Below are 19,801 nucleotides of genomic sequence, written 5' to 3' on the forward strand. Positions count from 1 at the left end.
GGCACGCGCTCCGTTTCGGAAAATGACAGATCAGGCGGCCTTGATCAGCACCGAGACGCCCGGCAGATCCTTGCCTTCCATCCATTCCAGGAATGCGCCGCCGGCGGTCGAGACGTAGGAGAAGTCGTCGGCAGCGCCAGCATGGTTGAGGGCGGCGACCGTATCGCCGCCGCCTGCAACCGACGTAAGCTTGCCGGCTTTCGTCTGGGCTGCGGCATGCCTTGCGGCAGCGACCGTCGCCTTGTCGAAAGGCTCGATCTCGAAGGCGCCGAGCGGGCCGTTCCAGACGAGCGTCGAGGCCTTGGAGATCCATTCGTTGACGGCTGCCACCGACTTCGGCCCGACGTCGAGCATCATGGCGTCAGCCGGAATCTTGTCGATATCGACCACTTCATTGGCGGCACCTGCCTTGAACTCGCGGGCGACGACGCCGTCGACCGGCAGCACGATGGCGCAATTGGAGGCTTCGGCTTCCGCCATGATCTTGCGGGCCGTGTCGGCAAGGTCATGCTCGCAGAGCGACTTGCCGACATCGATGCCCTGTGCCGCGATGAACGTGTTGGCCATGCCGCCGCCGATCACCAGCGCGTCGACCCGTTTCACGAGGTTCTGCAGCAGGTCGATCTTGGTCGAAACCTTGGCGCCGCCGACGATCGCAACGACCGGGCGGGCCGGATTGCCGAGGCCCTTTTCGAGCGCTTCGAGTTCTTCCTGCATGGTGCGGCCGGCATAGGCGGGCAGGTGATGGGCGAGGCCCTCGGTCGAGGCATGGGCGCGGTGGGCTGCGGAGAAGGCGTCGTTGACGAAGATATCGCCGTTCTTGGCGAGCGCCTCGGTGAAGCCGGGGTCGTTCTTTTCCTCACCCTTGTGGAAACGGGTGTTTTCGAGCAGCAGGATATCGCCGTTCTTCATGCCGGCGATGGCCTGTTCGGCTTCCGGACCGATGCAATCGGAGGCGAAGAGGATCTTGTGGCCGAGGACCTGGTTGACGGCAGAAACGATCAGCGACAGCGACATGTCGGCGACCGGCTCGCCCTTCGGACGGCCGAAATGGGCAAGCAGGATGACCTTGGCGCCCTTCTTCGAGAGTTCCAGAATGGTCGGGGCGACGCGTTCGATGCGGGTCGCGTCGGTGACCTTGCCGTCGGCAGCGACGGGAACGTTGAGATCGACGCGCACGAGCACGCGCTTGGCTGCGATATCGGTGAGGTCGTCAAGGGTTTTGAAGGCCGGCATGATGCTAATCCATTTACTCGGAAAGTTCGTAGCGGACCTTACTATGCCTGACCGGCGACGCAAGACGATTGGTCGCAGCCATCCATATTCCGTCTGCGGCAGATAAGCCGCACGCCGATTCTACCGCGACAATGCAGCGGGTGGAGGATTTTATTTGAGCGTTCGCGACTCTACGCCGGGCCATCGGGCGGCACGGCGCCCGGTTTCACGGGGAGGTGCTTGCCTCGGTATTTGCGGATCAGATCGCGGACGCGGTGGGCGATCTCGCGCATGTTGATGAAGATCGGCAGATTGGTCGCCGGCTCCACGGGTTCCAGCGAGATGCCGATGCTGCGCACATGTTCGTGCTCGTCGAGTTCGCGCACGATCAGGATGATCGAGCCGAAGCGGATGCGGTCGGCATAATCCGCGCGGCCGCCGAGCCGCGAGGTCACCAGGTCGCCGACGGTCATGTTCTGTTCGTTGGCGGAGAGCAGGCCGGGGCCGTAGGCGGCATCGAGCTCCTTGGCGGGCCTCGTCGGCGAGATCGCAAACGCGCCGAAAAATTCTGCATCGTCCTCGTCGACCGGCACCTGGCTTGCGAAGATGCGGTCGAGCAGTTTCGAATAGGCGGGCGAGATGAACAGGTAGACCTGGTCGTTCTCCTTCAGCCGGCCGGCATATTGGTAACGCATGCTGCGGCCGTCGCGGATGACCAGCGACGGCATGGCCCAGCGGGGGATGCGCTCGCCCTGCAGGATCGGGCTGTCCTTCATGACGCGGTAGGAGATCAGCTCGTGATGGGCGGTGCCCGGCAGGTCGAGCTCGATCTTGTCGACGGCGCCGATGCGCGGCGGAATGATGAGGCCGAGCTTGTGGGCGACTGGCTTGATCGTCCAGCCCTGGACGAGGAGGGAGACCAGCACGATGATGAAAGTGGTGTTGAAGAAGAGCTGGCCGTTCTCGACGCCGCTCAAGACCGGCATGATCGCAAGCAGGATGGAGACCGCGCCGCGCAGGCCGACCCAGGCGAGGAAGCTGGTCTCCTGCTGGGTGAAATCATAGGGCAGCAGGCTGAGCCACACGGCGATCGGCCGAGCGACGAAGATCAGGAAGAGCGCCAGCCCGATCGCCGGCAAGAGGATAGCCGGGAATTGCGAAGGCGTCGCGAGCAGGCCGAGCACCAGGAACATGATGATCTGCGCAAGCCAGGTCAGCCCTTCGTTGAAGCGGATGATCTGTGGCTTGGCGAACATCTTGCGATTGCCGGAATAGATGCCGGCGACATAGACCGCCAGGAAGCCGCTGCCGCCCATGGCGCCGGTGAAGGAAAACACCAGCAGCGCCAGCGTCAGCACGAAGATCGGCGCGAGGCCCCGGTCGGATGTGAAGCGGTTCAGCACCCAGACGATCATCATGCCGCCGAACAGGCCGCAGATGACGCCGAGCCCCATTTCCTCGACGAACAGGAAAAGGAAATGCAGGTCGAGGCCGGAAAGTCCCTGGCCGGTCGCCAGAAGCTCGGCAAGCGCGATGGTCAGGAAGATCGCCATCGGGTCGTTGGTGCCGGACTCGACTTCGAGCGTCGAGCGCACCTTGTCGCGGATGTTGATGCCGCTGACGCGCAGCAGGAAGAAGACGGCGGCGGCATCCGTCGAGGCGACGATCGAGCCGAGCAGCAGGCCTTCGAGCCAGTTGAAGTTCAGAAGGATCATCGCCCCGAGGGCGAAGATGCCGGTCGTCAGCAGCACCCCAACCGACGCAAGCGTGATCGCCGGAGCCGCGGCAAGGCGGAACGAGTGGATAGGGGTCATGAAACCGGAATCGAACAGTACGATCGCCAGCGCCAGCGAGCCCAGCATGAAGGTGAAGGAATAGTTCTCGAATCGGATGCCGAGGCCATCGACGCCGGCGAGCAGGCCGATCGACAGGAAGATCAGCAGGAGGGGAGCACCGAAGCGGAAGGCGAGGAGGCTCGAAAGGGCAGCCGCCAGCACCAGGACCGTGCCGACCAGCAGGACGATATAAAAAGCCTCCACCTAAAGTCCCTTCCTTCGCACCTCTCGCCGACACCATCCCCGTCCGCAGCCCCGGACCGGAACTGTGCCACGCCGCAACGCGGCCATGCAAGAATGGGGCAGATCCCGGCCGAGGGCCAGGCGAATCGACTGATCGATTAGGCGGGAACAATTCCGGCAAGAGAAGGGCAGGGGATAAAAAAGACGGACCAGTGCCTTGGTGCCGGCGGCTTTTCACTTTTTTGCCAAGCGTCCTGTCCCAAAACCGATACCCACTTTTGGGGGCGCTGGATTATCGGAGAGCCCACACGAATGCGGAACCTCGATAGATTTTAAATAGGTGGCTCCGCATTCGCGTGGCCTTCGGCGTTCTTTCGAGGCTTCCGGCCCCTACAGGTGATCATCTCGCCTCGCTGCGTGGCTTTATTCGCGATCTCCTTTCGGGAAATCCTGCCACTTGCACGGCTCAACCGAACCGGACATGGCTGTCCGGGGGAGGCTTGATAGGAATGGCCGTCTTGCGACACACACTCCATGGCTTTCACCTCTTCCACCATCCCCGCACGTTACGGTTTTGATGAAAGCGCCGGCCTCCGCCTGCCCGCGAACGTCTCGCGAAACACTCCGGCGACGGAAGCGGGGGGATTGTAGGCATGGGTTGGAGGGGTGGGGATGATGGAGGGTGAAAAAAATGGCGGTGAGGCGTGCGGCGGGACTTAGCTTCGCGGTCTTAGGAGTGAATGTCACCGATGCCCCTTTCGTCCCCAAACAAATCTTTGATGGCATTGCCATTTCGGCCTCTGGAGCGGCGGTAGCTATCTCAGCCTACCGTAGCGACAAATCTGTTTACTTCGGTTGAATTTCTTAGGCTGTCGTGCTTAGGTGGCGCTGCTCAGGTAAGGAGTCGATACTAGAGCATGCAACACTTACGCGAAGAGCAGATTTTCTGCTTGGTCGGGCGTTTCGCCGGACCTCACATCACTGGTAACTCTTTTGTTGCGTGGAAGGTTTCGACGTCTTGTCGTCTTCAGACCGCTTCCGCTCGACAAGACGTCGAAACCTTCCACGTCTTCAAAGGTAAGTGCTAAGAGATCGCTCCATTCCCGAGTTGGTTGAGCGAGTGGACATGTCAACGGTACGTGTCCACTCGCCAACGCCTCTCCTATTCCTCTGCGGCGGACCCGTGGACGTTAGGGCAGTCAAGCCGCCGTCGTTGCGTGAGGCGTTTACGCGAGTGCTTCATGAAAAAGCATACCGGCGCTATACGATGCTGCTCGCGGAGCAGTTGAACGCTTTTTTTCCAAAGGGCAATTATCAGGACATTCTGACCTTCGAGGCGCATATTGCGCAAATATCAGAACTTATTGTCCTGTTCTCTGAAAGCTTCGGAAGCGCCGCAGAGCTGGGTGCATTTGCGATGGTGCCAGACATCGCCCATCGCCTGTTAGTAGTCATTGATGATGAGCACTATAGCGCAAGTTCATTTATCTCTCTCGGACCAATCAGAGCCCTGGAAAACGAGTTTGGCAGAACCTCAATATGCGTTCTCCATCGCAACGACATAGGAATCCCAAACATTCGGCAGGTCGGAGACGTAAAGATTGACGTTCTCTCTACCCAGATGCAGGCCGCTATACGAGCAAGAGAGCAGACATCAAGGGAGCGCACGACATTTGACCCTAGACGACCAGGGCATATCATCAAGTTTGTGGTTGGGCTCATTCAAAACTATGGTGCGCTAACGATTGATGAAATCGCGTTTCACCTCGATTGCCTCGGGCTCGCCACCCCCTTGGACACTTTGAAAAACTACCTTCTCTGCGCTGAGTTCGCTGACTGGATCATGCAGGATAAGCGGGGTATTGAGACGTATTTTTCGGCCTTGGATCGAAACAAGGCCCTCCAGTTCGAGTCCCGCAAGGATCGGGAAAAGCTGGATAAGATTCGATGGCAAGCAGCCGTCATGGAGCACTGGAAGACCACCGATGGGACCCGTTTCAGCAGTATCCAAGCTGCAATGGCGAGGGGTTGACATGGTTAGCTTGCTTAGGGCCATGGCGATTGAAACAGGGCTATCTGAGGTGGTCGTTCAGCGGATTATGCAGTCCGCCCCTCATCGCTACAAACAGTACAAGATTGACAAGCGTAGTGGGGGAAAGCGGCTAATCTCGCAACCTGCAACCGAGGTCAAGCTCTTACAGCGGGCATTTGTCGAGCTGTATCTCAGCAAGTTGCCGGTCCATCCTGCGGCAATGGCATATCGACCAAACCTGTCGATTTTTGATAATGCGACTGCCCATGCCGGTTCCGGCTCAATCTTAAAGATGGATTTCAAGGATTTCTTTCCATCGATCCGTAAAGCGAACTGGATGAGCTACTGTGCGGAGTTTTCCATCCTGGAGAACCATTCAGAACGCGAGCTGGCGGCGTCTCTCTTGTTTCAGCGCCCCAGGAGCTCCAACGCTATGCAGCTCGCGATTGGCGCGCCGTCCTCACCAGCGCTTTCCAATGTTCTAATGTTTCAGTTCGATGAAATTATCAGCGCCGGAGTGGCAAAGGATAAGGTCATTTATACCAGATATGCCGACGACCTTACCTTCTCCGCTGACCGATCCTGGAATCTGGTTGACGTAGAGAAGACAGTTAAGAGGGCGTTGCGGGAGATTGCTTATCCAAGGCTCCAACTTCACCCCGACAAAACTACTCACGTCACGAAGAAGTTCAGTCGAAGCGTTACTGGTTTGATCCTTGCGAATGACGGGCGCGTCACCATCGGCAAGAGACGGAAGCGTGCAATTCATGCTGCAACCCACGCGGCATCGCAGGGGCGCCTGGACGATCGACAACTTCAAAAGCTAGCCGGAATGCTTGCCTTCGTTCACTCCGTCGAACCTGGTTTCATAGACGTGCTTGAGCGCAGGTATGGTTTGGAGACGATCATGCGACTGCAGACCATTGGCGCAAAAGACCGCCGTAATTTACGGCCCCCGGATGCTTAATGCTGATTTTGATCAGGAGTAGACCACCGAGGAGCTGCACTGTAGCTGCGCAGGCAGCCGGTATCTGACCGCTACTTTGGGTTCGCTAGTGGCGCAATGGGTTCCATCAGTGCTTCATGGCCGGTGGCATTGCTATCGAATTCCCTGCTTTTATCGAAGTTGGCAGCCCCCATCACCACCATGCCCACAAACAAAAACCCCCTCCCTTTTCAGGGAGGAGGTCCATATCTTGCCGATGCCGCCCGAAGGCAGCGTCTGTGATGCTCAGATGAGCTTGGCAAGCGCGACCGACGTGTCGGCCATGCGGTTCGAGAAGCCCCATTCGTTGTCGTACCAGGAGAGGATGCGCACGAAATTGCCTTCGAGCACCTTGGTCTGGTCGATCGCGAAGATCGAGGAATGGCTGTCGTGGTTGAAGTCGCGGCTGACGAGCGGTTCTTCGGTGTAGCCGAGGATGCCCTTCAGGGCGCCGTTGGACGCGGACTTGATCGCTTCGTTGACTTCGGCAACCGTGGTCGTCTTCTTGGCGACGAACTTGAAGTCGACGACCGAGACGTTCGGGGTCGGCACGCGGATCGAGGTGCCGTCGAGCCTGCCCTTGAGGTGCGGAAGCACCAGGCCGACGGCCTTGGCGGCGCCGGTGGAGGTCGGGATCATCGAGAGGGCGGCTGCACGGGCGCGATAGAGGTCCTTGTGCATCGTGTCGAGCGTCGGCTGGTCGCCCGTGTAGGAATGGATCGTCGTCATGAAGCCGTGGTCGATGCCGACGGCGTCGTCGAGGACCTTGACGACCGGAACCAGGCAGTTGGTGGTGCAGGACGCGTTGGAGATGACCAGGTGTTCCCGGGTCAGCTGGTCGTGGTTGACGCCGAAGACGACGGTGAGGTCGGCGCCGTCGGCAGGCGCCGAGACGATGACGCGCTTGGCGCCGGCGGTCAGGTGGGCCGCGGCCTTGTCGCGGGCGGTGAAGATGCCCGTGCATTCGAGCGCGATATCGACGCCGAGTTCGCGGTGCGGCAGGGTCGCCGGGTCCTTGATCGCGGTCACCTTGATCGGCTTGCCGCCGCCGACGATGATCGTGTCACCGCTGACTTCGACGCTTGCCGGGAATTTGCCGTGGATCGAGTCGTAACGCAGCAGGTGGGCGTTGGTCTCGACCGGGCCCAGGTCGTTGATGGCGACGACCTCGATATCGGTGCGACCGGATTCGACGATCGCGCGCAGCACGTTACGGCCGATGCGGCCGAAACCGTTGATGGCAACCTTGACAGTCATTTCACATACTCCCGCTTTTAGCTTGTCTTGGAAATTTCAGTTGGATCAGGCGAGCTCTTTTTCGGCTGCGGCAACAACCGCTTCCGCGGTGATGCCGAAGTGTTTGAAGAGATCCTTGGCAGGGCCCGAGGCGCCGAAGGACTTCATGCCGATGAAGGTGCCCTTCGGGCCGATGAAGTGGTCCCAGCCTTCGCGCACGCCGGCTTCGACCGCAATCTTGACCGGCGAGTTGCCGACGACCGCGGTCTGGTAGGATTCCGGCTGGTCGAAGAAGAGTTCGACGCAGGGGACGGAAACGACGCGCGTCGCAATGCCCTTGCCATCGAGGACGGCTTGCGCCTTCAGCGCCAGCTCGACTTCCGAACCCGACGCGAAGATCGTCACCTTGGCGTCGGCCGCGGAGACGAGTTCGTAGGCGCCCTGGGCGCAGAGGTTCTTCTCCTCATAGGTCTTGCGGGCCGGCGCCAGGTTCTGGCGGGTCAGCGCCAGGCCGGACGGGCGGTGTTTTTCCTTGAGCGCCAGCTGCCAGCATTCCGCCGTCTCGGTCTCGTCGGCCGGGCGGAAGATCAAGAGGTTCGGGATGGCGCGCAGCGCTGCGACCTGTTCGACCGGCTGATGGGTCGGGCCGTCTTCGCCGACGCCGATCGAATCATGCGTCCAGACGTGCACGACGCGGATGCCCATCAGGGCTGCGAGGCGGACGGACGGCCGGCAGTAATCCGAGAAGATCAGGAAGCCGCCGGAATAGGGGATCAGGCCGCCATGCAGCGAGACGCCGTTCATGGCCGCGGCCATCGCATGTTCGCGGATGCCCCAGTGCATGTAGCGGCCGGAGAAATCGGTCGGGGTGATCGACTTCATCTGGCTGGTCTTGGTGTTGTTCGACGGCGTCAGGTCGGCCGAACCGCCAAGCGTTTCGATGACGATGCCGTTGATGACTTCGAGCGCGTCCTCGGATGCCTTGCGGGTGGCAACCGTCGGGTTGTTCTCGGCGATCTTCTTCTTAAAGGCGTCGATGGCGCTGTCGAAATTGCCCGGCAAGTCGCCGGCGAACCGGCGCACGAACTCGGCCTTCTTCTCGGCAGCGGTGGCGGCGAGGCGATCTTCCCAGTCCTTGCGCACCGTCGTCGAGCGCAGGCCGGCAAGGCGCCAGGCATCGAGAACGTCGGCCGGAACGGTGAAGGCTTCCGCCTCCCAGTTCAGCGCCTTGCGGGCTGCGGCGATTTCCTCGGCGCCGAGCGGCGAACCGTGAACCTTGTGGGTGCCCTGCTTGTTGGGGGCGCCGAAGCCGATGATCGTTTTGCAGGCGATGAAGGTCGGGCGGTCGGACTTCTGGGCGGCTTCGATCGCAGCCGAAATCTGATCGACATCATGGCCGTCGATCTCGATCGTGTTCCAGTGGGCGGACTTGAAGCGCATCACCTGGTCGGTCGAGTCCGACAGCGAGACGGCGCCGTCGATGGTGATCGAGTTGTTGTCCCAGAAGAGCACGAGCTTGTTGAGCTTCAGGTGGCCGGCAAGCGCGATGGCTTCCTGGCTGATGCCTTCCATCAGGCAGCCGTCGCCGCAGAGCGCGTAGGTGAAATGGTTCTGCAGGTCGGAGCCGAACTCCTCTTCCAGCTTGCGCTCGGCGATCGCCATGCCGACGGCATTGGCGATGCCCTGGCCGAGGGGACCGGTGGTCGTCTCGATGCCCGAGGCATGGCCGTATTCCGGATGGCCGGCGGTCTTGGAACCGAGCTGGCGGAACTGCTTGATGTCCTCCATCGTCATGTCCTCGTAACCGGTGAGGAACAGCAGCGAATAAAGCAGCATCGAACCGTGGCCGGCGGACAGCACGAAACGGTCGCGGTCCGGCCAGAGCGAGTTCTTCGGATCGAATTTCAGGTAGCGGGTGAACAGAACCGTCGCGATGTCGGCAGCGCCCATCGGCAGGCCGGGATGGCCGGAATTGGCCTTCTCTACAGCATCCATGGCGAGGAATCGGATCGCGTTCGCCATCCGGTTATGTTTGTCGAGAGAGGTCATGGCTAATCCGCTTTTTACGGGTGTCGGTCACGGTCCGCGTTGGACCACTTGAAGAGTGGCCCAGGGACCACCTAAGAGCGGGTGATCCTTAGCAGGTGCAACGCGCAAGTCAACAAAAGCGCCGTCGCGCCGAGGCCATCATGACGAACTTTCCTGCAGCTGCCGGAATTCTGTGCAGCATGTGGCGAGGGGCAGAAACATAGTTGACGATCCACAGTTAGGACATGTTTGAAGGGTCTCGATTGATTGACCGGCTTGCAGGCGGTGAATAGTCTTCCGGCCTTGTTGGAGAGGTCGATCGTATCGATTCGGCTCATTTCGTGTATCGACAGGAAGCTTCGCATGCCGTCGGAAAAGACGATCGACATGGTGATTTCGGAACTTAAGGCGGCGATCGGCGGTCTTGAGAGCGCCGTCGATGCGCGCATCGAGCGCCAGCGCGAGACCCAGGACGTGGAGGGCGAGGTCCGCCGGGTGCACGCGGACCGGGCGCGGCTCGCGCAGGAGCTCGACCAGTCGCAATTCCGCGCCAATCGACTGGAAGAAGTAAACCGGGAAGTCTCGAGGCGTCTCGTGACGGCGATGGAAACCATCCGCGCCGTGCTCGATCGCTGATGCGCCAGGATCAAAAGGGAATGCCATGGCCCAGGTAACGGTGATGATCGACGGCAAGGCCTATCGCATGGCCTGCGAGGAAGGACAGGAAAGCCACCTGACCGAACTTGCCGATCGATTCGACCGCTACGTAGGGCACCTCAAAAGCCAGTTCGGCGAGATCGGCGATCTGCGCATCACCGTGATGGCCGGCATCATGATCATGGACGAGTTGTCTGAGATGACCCGCAAGCTTGGTCTGCTCGAGACCGAGGTCGCGGCACTCAAATCCAACCGCGACGGCGCGCTTGAAACCCAGCAGCGCAACGAGCAGCACGTGGTCTCGGCGCTCGGCGAGCTCGCCTCGCGGCTCGACGGGCTGACCGCCAAGCTCAACGGCCGCACGCCCGCTCCGGTGAACTGAACGAAGTCGATAATAAAGACTTGCCGCCACTGGTGCGGACCGGCAATCACACATATATTGCCGATGCGATCTGCGCCTCACGACAGGAACCACAATCCCTGGGGCCATACTCGATCCAAAGGGAGCTGTCCCTGGCCAGGCCCGTGGGCTTGGACACACGGCGCCCACCTACGTTTGTAGGCACCCAGGATCGTAAACATCCATCGGTTGCCGCGGATCGCACTTCTCCCTTTTTGACCTGATTGTTTCCGGCTTCCGGCGACAGTGAAGTCGCAGCCGCATGCAAGGCAAAGACCGCCTGGCTTAAACACTCAGCTGCATTCCGGACTGCAGCCGAGAGGCGGGACTGCTGGTTGGGGGGTCTTTCCCGCGCGGTCATCCTTATTGAATATCCGCGATTCGCATATTGACCGGATGATCTATTCTCGCATCTGTTTGGCACGTGCAGGACGGGCGAAATCGGGTCCGGACTGATCGGCTTGGCTGTCGATTGTTCATCCGGCGGCGACAACTGCGAATGCCGGGCCAGATCTATATTTAAGAATTCTCAAATTTATCCACCATATCGTGGACTTGGCGCCGCGTGGTCACGGTTTGGACGAGACTCTTAATCCTCTTTTCAAACGAGGTGGATCTTCTCGACGTGCACCAATCTATTCTTCGGCCTTCGCTTGACAACGGGGGCCGCGCCCCCAAGTTCTTGCCGTCCCGTTCACTCGCCGGCCGTATCGATGCCCTTTTTGAAATCCACCTTCGCCCGATCTTCGCTGTTGATGCTTCTGGTCGGGGGCGCCATCCTGTTGGCGATCGTGCTGTCCTCCTTCCTCCTGGCACGGACGACGCAGGTCTATTTTGAGGACGTGGTGAAGCTGCGCGAGCTTAGAAGTGCTGCCGCGGACATGCAGCTTTTCCTCCGGGCAGCCGAATCCGGCCAGCGTGGTTTCGTGCTGACGCAGGATGCTGAATTCCTGATCCCCTATACGACCGCCAGCACGGTTATTCCGCGACTGCGCGAGCGACTGAAAAGGGCTGCCGGCAATCTGGACGCCATGCAAGTCCCATTTGCGCAACTCGACCCGCTGATCGACGACAAGCTCGCCGAGATGCAGTCGACGGTGGAGATGGTGCAGAAGGGAAATGCCATCGGGGCGATCGAAGTCATCCGCGGCGCCTATGGCCGGCAGCTGATGGAAGGCATCACGACAATCCTTGGCACGCTGCTCCGTGACACGGACGGGCGGATCGGGACCGGGGTCGACGACCTCAATGATTCGGCAACGGCGCTACAATGGATCACCATTGGCGGCGGCCTGATGATCATCCTCGTCATCGGCGGTGCGATCCTGATCGTCGGCCAGCACGTCCGCGAACTGCAACGGGCCCGCTCCGAAGTCGAGGAGCTCAATGCCGGGCTCGAGGAGCGCGTCAACGAGCGTTCCCAGGATCTGATCCAGGCGAACCGCGAAATCCAGCGTTATGCCTATATCGTCTCGCACGACCTGCGCGCGCCGCTGGTCAACATCATGGGTTTCACCAGCGAACTCGACGCGAGCCTCAAGTCGATCAGCACCTATGTGCTGGCCGACGGGACGCCGCTGTCGGAAACCGACGTGAACGATGCCCGTGTCGCAGTCGAGCAGGACCTGCCGGAGGCCATCGCCTTCATTCGCTCGTCCACCAAGAAGATGGATGGGCTGATCAACGCCATCCTGAAGATTTCCCGCGACGGGCGGCGCGAACTGAAGCCGGAGAGGATCGATCTCGGGGAACTCCTCGAGGCGACCGCCGCCAGCATCTACCACCAGGTCAGCGAAGCGGGCGGAGAGGTGAATATTTCGGTCGCTCAGGCGCGGGGCCTTGTTACCGACCGATTTTCGCTGGAACAGATTTTCGGCAATCTCTTCGACAATGCGGTGAAATACAAACATCCGGATCGGCCATTGAGCCTGTCGGTCAAGGCCATGCCGCTTGGCCGCGCCGCGATCAGGATCGAGGTTTCAGACAATGGCCGGGGTATCGCCCAGGAGGATCACGAGAGGGTTTTCGAGCTTTTCCGCCGCTCGGGCGTTCAGGACCAGCAGGGCGAGGGTATCGGTCTTGCGCATGTGCGCTCATTAGTTAGAAATTTAGGCGGTGAAATTACGGTGACGTCCACATTGGGCGGTGGGACGACGTTCGTCATCCGGTTGCCCACGGATCTGTCCCAGTATGTCAGGAGTAACGGCTCATGAAGGCTGCCGGTAAAGAAGTCACCATCGTGATGATCGAGGACGATGAAGGCCATGCGCGCCTGATCGAGAAGAACGTCCGTCGCGCCGGTGTCAACAACGAGATCGTTCCCTTCACGAACGGCAACGCTGCCCTTGATTTTATCCTCGGCGCGGATCGTTCCGGAAACTCGAATCAGGATCGCCATCTGCTGATCCTCCTCGACCTCAACCTGCCGGACATGTCGGGTATTGACATCCTGGAGAAGGTGAAGTCCAACCCACACTCCAAGCGTTTGCCGGTGGTCATCCTTACGACCACGGACGATGAGCGGGAGATCCAGCGCTGCTACGATCTCGGCGCCAACGTCTACATCACCAAACCGGTGGACTACGACAGTTTTGCGCATGCCATCCGACAGCTCGGGCTGTTCTTTGCCGTGATGCAGATACCCGGACAATAACGAGACGCGATGCCGCAAACCATACTCTATGTCGATGACGATCTCGCGCTTGCCAGATTGGCAGAACGCCATTTCGTGCGGGCTGGTTATCAGGTCGTCCACGCCGTTGATGCCGCATCGGCAATGGCGGCGGTGGAAAAAGGCGGTATCGACGCGATCGTCCTCGACCATTACCTGAAGACCGGAACCGGGCTCGATATCCTTCACAAGCTGAAAGATCAGGACTCGGTCGTTCCGGTGATCTACGTCACCGGTTCCAGCGACGCGACGATCGCCATCGATGCGTTGAAGAGCGGCGCATCCGACTATGTCATCAAGACGGTCGGTGAGGAATTCTGGCCGCTGATGGAAAGCGCGATCGCGCAGGGCATCGCCAATGCCGAATTGCGGCGGGCCAAGGACAAGGCCGAGCAGGAAATTCGCCTCGGCAAGGAACGCGCCGAGGTTCTGCTCGCCGAGGTTAATCACCGCGTGGCGAACAGCCTGGCGCTGGTCGCGGCACTCATCCGCCTACAGGTATCCAGCAGCAAGAGCGACGACGTGAAGGCCGCTCTTTCCGAGACGCAGGCGCGCATCAGCGCGATCGCCGGCATGCATCGCAGCCTCTACACATCCGACGACGTCCGGCATGTGGAGATGGACAAATATCTGGGCACGCTGGTGCGTGAGGTCCAGGGCTCCGTCAATGGCGATGGGGGACCGTCGATCCGCCTCGATGCCGAACCTTTGTCGCTGACCTCCGATCGCGCCGTCTCCGTCGGCATGATCGTCACGGAACTGCTCACCAACGCGCTGAAATATGCCTATCCGGCCGGCACCGAAGGTGAAGTGCGGGTGCTGCTCAAGCGCCAGGGCGAGGGCGATGCGCTTCTCGCCGTCGAGGATGACGGGATCGGCTGGCGCGAGGGCGATGTGCCGAAGGGAACCGGGCTCGGCAGCCGCATCGTCAAGTCCATGGCCGCGACGCTCGGGTCGACGATCCATTATGTGCCGTCTCTTGCCGGCACCCGCGCCGAACTGACGGTCAGCCTTCAATAGCTGCGCGACAGCGACCGGGTCACGGCTTCCGCGGCGCAAACCCCTCATTTTGTTCCAACCATTGCAATGCCCGCATGACGACCCTATGATTTACGGATGCGAGTGAAGGTGCATAGCTCCGAGAACCGGTCCTGGTTTTCCGAACTGTGCGCGAAGCATCGCGGACGAAGCGCCTCTGGCGTGGTCGTATGGATGCGGGCCGCTCCCTGGGGCGGCACGTTCGTTTCGCGTGCAGGCATATTGTTCCAATTAAAGAGCTTCTCTTGTTAACCGAAATACTCATCGTCATCGCCCTCACCGTTTTGAATGGTGTCCTCGCGATGTCGGAACTTGCCGTCGTCTCCTCCCGCCCCGTGCGGTTGCGGATCATGGCCGAGCAAGGCAATCGCGGTGCCGCCACAGCCATGCGGCTTGCGGAAGATCCCGGCCGCTTCCTCTCCTCCGTCCAAATCGGCATCACGCTGGTCGGCGTGCTGTCCGGTGCATTCTCGGGCGCCACGCTCGGCGCGCGATTGACCACCTGGTTCGAGGCGCAGGGCATGGCGGACAATCTCGCCGACTGGCTGGGCGTCGGCACCGTCGTTGTCATCATCACTTATCTGTCGCTGATCGTCGGCGAACTGGTGCCGAAGCAGATAGCGCTGCGGGCGCCGGAGGCGGTTGCCGCCCGTGTCGCGCCCGCCATGAAACTGCTGGCGACGGTCGGCGCGCCGATCGTCTGGTTCCTCGATATTTCCGGCCGAATCGTCCTCAGCCTGCTTGGCCAGAGGGGCGAGTCGGGCGACCGGGTCACCGACGAGGAAATCCGCACCGTGCTTGCCGAAGCCCAGAGCGCCGGCGTGATCGAGACGGAAGAATCCGCCATGATCTCCGGCGTCATGCGGCTTGCCGACCGCACCGCGCGCGGCCTGATGACGCCGCGGCGCGATGTCGAGGTCATCGATATCGAAGACAATTCGGATGAGATCCGCGAACAGCTGCGTGCCACGCAGCGTTCCCGCCTGCCGATCCGCAACGGCAGTTCCGACGAAATCCTCGGCACGCTGTTCGTCAAGGACGCTTACGATTTCATCGCCGGCGGCAAGATGCTGGATATCCGCGGCATCATGCGCGAGGCGCCCGTCGTCTCCGACCTCACCGGCGCGCTCGACGTCATCCAGGCGCTGCGCCGCGCGCCGGCCCATATGGTGCTCGTCTACGACGAATACGGTCATTTCGAAGGCATCATCACGTCGGGCGACATCCTTGAGGCGATCACCGGCGTGTTCCAGGAGGAAAACGACGAAGAACCTGCGATCGTATCGCGCGACGACGGTTCTTTCCTGATCGCCGGCTGGATGCCGGTCGACGAGTTCTCCGACCAGATGGGTTTTTCGCTCGGCGACGATCCCGGCTACGAGACGGTCGCGGGCTTCGTGCTCGACGAGATGAAACGCTTGCCGGAACTCGGCGAGAGTTTCACCAAGAACGGCTGGACCTTCGAGGTGATCGATCTCGACGGCCGCCGCATCGACAAGCTGCTGGTCAAGCGGTCGGACAAGGCATGACGGACGTCTTGAAGACCAAGGCGGAGCTTCGTACCGCGCGGCTTGCCGCACGGGATGCCATTCCCCCGGTCGAGCGCATCGAGAAGAGCCTTCTCATCGCATCGCATGGGGCCGAAGCAATCAGTCTCGACGCCGGCGCAATCGTCTCGGGCTTCCTGCCGATCCGCTCGGAAGTCGACGTGCGGCCGCTGATGGCGCATCTCAGGGACCGTAGCGCGCGGCTCTGCGTGCCGGTCATTCTCGACAAGAAGACGATCATCTTCCGCGAACTGGTGCGCGGCGCCGAACTGGTGCCGGGCGTGTTCGGCACGTTCGGCCCGGGGCCGGATGCGGCGGAACTCGAGCCGCAGGTGATGCTGGTGCCGCTGTCGGCCTTCGATGGCGGCGGGCACCGGATCGGCTATGGCGGCGGTTATTACGACCGGGCGATCCACCGCCTGCAGCAAAAAGGCCTGAACCCGACGCTGATCGGGATTGCCTTCGACTGCCAGGAAGTGGCATCAGTTCCTGCTGAACCTCACGATATCAGACTAGACGCTGTCCTGACGGAAAGCGGTTACCGGCCCTTCGAAGACATCGGCCGCGCACAGATTGGATAAGAATGCGCCTTTTGTTCCTGGGTGACATGGTGGGCAAGACCGGCCGCGTGGCGGTGTGGGGAAAGCTGCCGAGCCTCGTCGCCGACCTGAAGCTCGATTTCGTCATCGTCAACGGCGAGAATGCCGCCGGCGGTTTCGGCATTACCGAGGATATCTTCCTCGAGACGATCAATGCCGGCGCTGACGTGGTGACGACCGGCAACCATGTCTGGGACCAGAAGGAGGCGGTGAGCTTTGCCGGCCGCCACGAGCAATTCCTGCGGCCCGCCAACTATCCCGCCGGCACGCCGGGCAAGGGATCCGGCATTTTTTACGCCCGCAATGGCGCGCGCATTCTGGTCGCCAACATCATGGGCCGGGTGTTCATGCATCCCGAGCTCGACGATCCCTTCAAGAGCGCCGAAACGATCCTCGCCGCTGCGCCGCTGAAGGAACAGGCGGACGCGATCATCTTCGATTTTCACGCGGAAGCGACCAGCGAAAAGCAGTGCTTCGGGCATTTCGTCGACGGCCGCGCCAGCCTCGTGGTCGGCACCCATACGCATGTGCCGACCGCCGATTGCCAGATCCTCAACGGCGGCACCGGCTACATGTCGGATGCCGGCATGTGCGGCGACTACGACTCATCGCTCGGCATGGACAAGGACGAACCGCTCAACCGCTTCATCTCGAAAATGCCAAAGGGCCGTTTCGAGGCGGCGACCGGACCCGCGACCATCTGCGGCCTTGGCATCGAGATTTCCGATGCGACAGGCCTTGCGGAGAAGATCGAGCCGCTCCGGATCGGGCCGCGGCTTGCGGAGACCATCCCGTCCTTCTGGCGGTAACAGATGCGGACCATGGAAGTTGGGTATCTTCAGAACGCGCGACGTACGCCCGAAAATATCAGCATACAATCACTTCGAGATACTCGGGTGAGGCGAAATCCAGCATGACTGCATCGCGGGTTATTATGGGGACTTTCTTAATCCGTGCGGTGGCGATCAGGTAGCAATCTCCTGGGTCCTTATGCCCGGTATCCATCACAACAGCCGCCGCTTCGCAGGCGATCCGTTGTCTGATTGGAACAATTTTCGTCCCCGTCGCCGCGACGGCCCTCGAAAACCATTTGGACGGCGACTTCGCGTCCAGATTTGGCGGATCCCTGTGCGCTGGCTTACGGGAAGCGATCGTCAACTCCCAGGCCGTAATTGGCGATACGTAAAGCGTTCCCGCCGCTTGGTTGTCGGCGATTGCGATGAGAGCTGTCTTCCGACAGCGTCTCGACAGCTGTGACCAGCCAGTAAAACGTATGGGTATCGAGCAGCGCGCCCGGCAAGATCAGCTCTTCACGGAGGGCTTGCGCAACTTGGACGAGTCACCTTCGAGGGCTTGTTCAGCAATTGGCTTTGTGAGGTCGACGCTCTTCTTTATAGGCAGCTGCGACGACTTCATTGAATCAGCGCCACGCACTTCGACAAAGCGACCGCTGTGTGAATCGCGTACCACCCACCTGCCAGTCGATTCTCGTTTGAGTTCTGCCTTTGCCATAGCCCTTTATATAGCGCGAAATCGTCGCTAGTGCGAGTCCAGTAGAGGTGTTGATCAGAGATCCTGGTTGCATTGAGTGGAGACTACTATGCTTCCGACGTTCAGCTAAGTTTCTGCTGGCGCAAAAGCCATTCTTCGAACTCCGCAGTTGTTGTTACCTCTCCATCGAGCACCGCCTCGTACACAAGCGCGCTCGGGGCAGGCTTGCCGCCTTTCGGCGCGGTTGCGGCGAGGTCGGCCTTGATGGCGAGGATGGTTTTCCGCACCTCGTCGGTCAAGCGGGGCAGCAGCGTCTTCAGATGTTTCAGGTCGGGCTGGCGGTCCGGCTCGTCGATGAACCAGATGTCGAGATTCCAGTCTTCGCCCGTGTCCGTCCGGTAGGTGAGGCCAAGATAGAGGCCGTCCGGGTAGTTTTGCGGTTCGACGTTCCAGAGGCCGCTATCGTTGCGGTAGCGCACGGCGCCGACGCGGCTGTCGAGCATCAGCTCGCCGGCGATCTCGGCGACGGTTCGGCGGGCGGCTGGGTCGAGCCTTTCGCAGACCACGGTGATGTCGATATCGCGGCGGACGATGAGGCCGAGCGCCGAGCTTCCGACCCGCACCGGATTTCCGGCCAAGCTCAAGGCATTATCGAGGCCGAGGGCGCTGACGATCGTATCGGCCTGAGCCTGCAGTTCGGCCTGCTTTTTTAAAATGTCGGACATGGCCTTCTCCGCTTAGGTATTCCCCACTTAAGGGAGATTTACGTCAGATATTAAGCTTTTGGCGTCAATAGCGGCCTTGACCGATGCCTCCCGCAGACATGCTCTTTGACATTTGCCCTGCAAATAAGTAGGAACGGCGCAAGTTCGGCTGCGAGTGTTGCAGCCACAGCGCTTCGTGCGCGACAATCCGAAAGACAGATTTAGATGACCGATTACAACGGCGCCGTCCCGGCGATCGCCAAGGCGTTGGCGAAACGGGGCTATGTAACGCTGACCCCCGTCCAGAAATCCATGCTCGACCCGGCTCTCATCCATTCCGATGCGCTGGTTTCGGCGCAGACCGGCTCGGGCAAGACCGTTGCCTTCGGGCTTGCGATCGCGCCGACTCTGCTCGGCGACGCGGAAAAATTCGGCCCGGCGCGGCAGCCTTTGGCGCTCGTCATTGCGCCCACCCGCGAACTGGCGATGCAGGTCACCCGCGAGCTGGAATGGCTTTACGAGATGACCGGCGCGGTCATCACCAGCTGCGTCGGCGGCATGGACATCCGCAGCGAACGGCGCGCGCTGGAGCGCGGCGCCCATATCGTCGTCGGTACGCCCGGCCGTCTCTGCGACCATATCCGCCGCAACGCGCTCGACATGTCGGCCCTCAAGGTGGCCGTGCTCGACGAGGCGGACGAGATGCTCGATCTCGGTTTCCGTGAGGATCTGGAATTCATCCTGGAATCGGCGCCCGACGACCGCCGCACTCTGATGTTCTCGGCAACCGTTCCGGCCGCGATAGCCAAGCTTGCCAAGAGCTACCAGCGCGACGCGGTGCGCATCGCGACCTCGGCGGAAGAAAAGCAGCATGTCGATATCGAATACCGCGCGCTCGCCGTCGCATCGGCCGACCGCGAAAATGCGATCATCAACGTGCTCCGTTATTACGAGTCGACCAACGCGATCGTGTTCTGCTCGACGCGTGCTGCCGTCAATCATCTGACGGCGCGGTTCAACAACCGCAACTTCGCCGTCGTGGCGCTCTCCGGCGAGCTGACGCAGAACGAGCGGACCCATGCGCTGCAGGCGATGCGCGATGGCCGTGCCCGCGTCTGCATCGCGACCGACGTCGCCGCCCGCGGCATCGACCTGCCAGGTCTCGATCTCGTCATCCATG

The 19,801-nt window shown here is 60.9% G+C and carries 18 protein-coding genes and 1 other RNA gene; 12 read left to right on the top strand and 7 right to left on the bottom strand.

The window, feature by feature from the left end:
- Positions 1–30 precede the first annotated feature (30 nt).
- Together MOV63_RS19885 and MOV63_RS19890 are read right to left on the bottom strand one after the other, a co-directional pair.
- Positions 31–1,236 carry a phosphoglycerate kinase gene (locus MOV63_RS19885; RefSeq protein ID WP_247036132.1) on the bottom strand — a complete coding sequence of 402 codons (1,206 nt, stop codon included), beginning with the start codon at positions 1,234–1,236 and terminating at the stop codon, positions 31–33.
- Positions 1,237–1,406: 170 nt separating this feature from the next.
- The gene (locus tag MOV63_RS19890) at positions 1,407–3,254 is read right to left on the bottom strand and encodes a potassium/proton antiporter (RefSeq protein ID WP_247036134.1); all 1,848 of its coding nucleotides are present in this window, start codon (positions 3,252–3,254) and stop codon (positions 1,407–1,409) included.
- Between the two features lie 1,105 nt (positions 3,255–4,359).
- Here MOV63_RS19890 and MOV63_RS19895 point away from each other — a divergent pair.
- Positions 4,360–5,265 (top strand): retron St85 family effector protein, encoded by a 906-nt coding sequence (locus tag MOV63_RS19895; RefSeq protein WP_247036145.1) that lies wholly within the window; start codon positions 4,360–4,362, stop codon positions 5,263–5,265.
- A gap of 1 nt (position 5,266) precedes the next feature.
- On the top strand, positions 5,267–6,232 hold the full coding sequence (locus MOV63_RS19900; RefSeq protein ID WP_247036150.1) for a retron St85 family RNA-directed DNA polymerase: 966 nt from the start codon (positions 5,267–5,269) through the stop codon (positions 6,230–6,232).
- Positions 6,233–6,496: 264 nt separating this feature from the next.
- Here the strand turns inward: MOV63_RS19900 and gap are convergent, their stop codons facing one another.
- Positions 6,497–7,507: a type I glyceraldehyde-3-phosphate dehydrogenase gene (gene gap, locus MOV63_RS19905; RefSeq protein ID WP_247036151.1), complete on the bottom strand. Its 1,011-nt coding sequence runs from the start codon at positions 7,505–7,507 to the stop codon at positions 6,497–6,499.
- 45 nt (positions 7,508–7,552) lie between these two features.
- Positions 7,553–9,535, bottom strand: a complete 1,983-nt coding sequence (tkt, locus tag MOV63_RS19910) for a transketolase (RefSeq protein ID WP_247036152.1) — start codon at positions 9,533–9,535, stop codon at positions 7,553–7,555.
- A 342-nt stretch (positions 9,536–9,877) separates the two neighbouring features.
- Between tkt and MOV63_RS19915 the strand changes: the two genes are divergently transcribed.
- The 9 genes from MOV63_RS19915 to MOV63_RS19955 all read left to right on the top strand — a co-directional run bounded on the left by MOV63_RS19915 (position 9,878) and on the right by MOV63_RS19955 (position 17,235).
- Positions 9,878–10,150, top strand: coding sequence for a DUF4164 domain-containing protein (locus MOV63_RS19915; protein WP_038544942.1), 273 nt, complete (start codon positions 9,878–9,880; stop codon positions 10,148–10,150).
- A 25-nt stretch (positions 10,151–10,175) separates the two neighbouring features.
- Positions 10,176–10,553: a cell division protein ZapA gene (locus MOV63_RS19920; protein ID WP_038544939.1), complete on the top strand. Its 378-nt coding sequence runs from the start codon at positions 10,176–10,178 to the stop codon at positions 10,551–10,553.
- Between the two features lie 64 nt (positions 10,554–10,617).
- A non-coding RNA gene (gene ssrS / locus MOV63_RS19925) (6S RNA) lies at positions 10,618–10,776 on the top strand.
- A 508-nt stretch (positions 10,777–11,284) separates the two neighbouring features.
- The gene (locus MOV63_RS19930; RefSeq protein WP_247036154.1) at positions 11,285–12,784 is read left to right on the top strand and encodes an ATP-binding protein; all 1,500 of its coding nucleotides are present in this window, start codon (positions 11,285–11,287) and stop codon (positions 12,782–12,784) included.
- Positions 12,781–13,224 (top strand): response regulator, encoded by a 444-nt coding sequence (locus tag MOV63_RS19935; protein ID WP_007751932.1) that lies wholly within the window; start codon positions 12,781–12,783, stop codon positions 13,222–13,224. The genes MOV63_RS19930 and MOV63_RS19935 overlap by 4 nt, the downstream gene beginning before the upstream one ends.
- 9 nt (positions 13,225–13,233) lie before the next feature.
- Positions 13,234–14,262 carry a sensor histidine kinase gene (locus MOV63_RS19940; protein ID WP_247036156.1) on the top strand — a complete coding sequence of 343 codons (1,029 nt, stop codon included), beginning with the start codon at positions 13,234–13,236 and terminating at the stop codon, positions 14,260–14,262.
- Between the two features lie 263 nt (positions 14,263–14,525).
- Positions 14,526–15,809 carry a hemolysin family protein gene (locus MOV63_RS19945; protein ID WP_247036157.1) on the top strand — a complete coding sequence of 428 codons (1,284 nt, stop codon included), beginning with the start codon at positions 14,526–14,528 and terminating at the stop codon, positions 15,807–15,809.
- A complete protein-coding gene (locus tag MOV63_RS19950) occupies positions 15,806–16,408 on the top strand; it encodes a 5-formyltetrahydrofolate cyclo-ligase (protein ID WP_247036159.1) in 603 nt (200 codons plus the stop codon). Before MOV63_RS19945 ends, MOV63_RS19950 begins: the two co-directional genes overlap by 4 nt.
- A gap of 2 nt (positions 16,409–16,410) precedes the next feature.
- Positions 16,411–17,235 (top strand): TIGR00282 family metallophosphoesterase, encoded by an 825-nt coding sequence (locus MOV63_RS19955; protein WP_247036161.1) that lies wholly within the window; start codon positions 16,411–16,413, stop codon positions 17,233–17,235.
- 58 nt (positions 17,236–17,293) lie between these two features.
- Here the strand turns inward: MOV63_RS19955 and MOV63_RS33065 are convergent, their stop codons facing one another.
- The 3 genes from MOV63_RS33065 to MOV63_RS19965 form a co-directional block, all read right to left on the bottom strand.
- A complete protein-coding gene (locus MOV63_RS33065) occupies positions 17,294–17,584 on the bottom strand; it encodes a PIN domain-containing protein (RefSeq protein ID WP_366518618.1) in 291 nt (96 codons plus the stop codon).
- Entirely contained in the window at positions 17,565–17,726 is a 162-nt protein-coding gene (locus MOV63_RS19960; RefSeq protein ID WP_247036163.1) for a hypothetical protein, read from the bottom strand. The genes MOV63_RS33065 and MOV63_RS19960 overlap by 20 nt, the downstream gene beginning before the upstream one ends.
- A 313-nt stretch (positions 17,727–18,039) precedes the next feature.
- Positions 18,040–18,642, bottom strand: coding sequence for a hypothetical protein (locus MOV63_RS19965; RefSeq protein ID WP_247036165.1), 603 nt, complete (start codon positions 18,640–18,642; stop codon positions 18,040–18,042).
- Positions 18,643–18,846: 204 nt separating this feature from the next.
- Between MOV63_RS19965 and MOV63_RS19970 the strand changes: the two genes are divergently transcribed.
- Positions 18,847–19,801: DEAD/DEAH box helicase (locus MOV63_RS19970; protein WP_247036167.1), on the top strand; the 955-nt coding region annotated here is incomplete at its 3' end.

The organism is Neorhizobium sp. SHOUNA12A (assembly GCF_023006505.1).
Taxonomy (GTDB): Bacteria; Pseudomonadota; Alphaproteobacteria; order Rhizobiales; family Rhizobiaceae; genus Neorhizobium.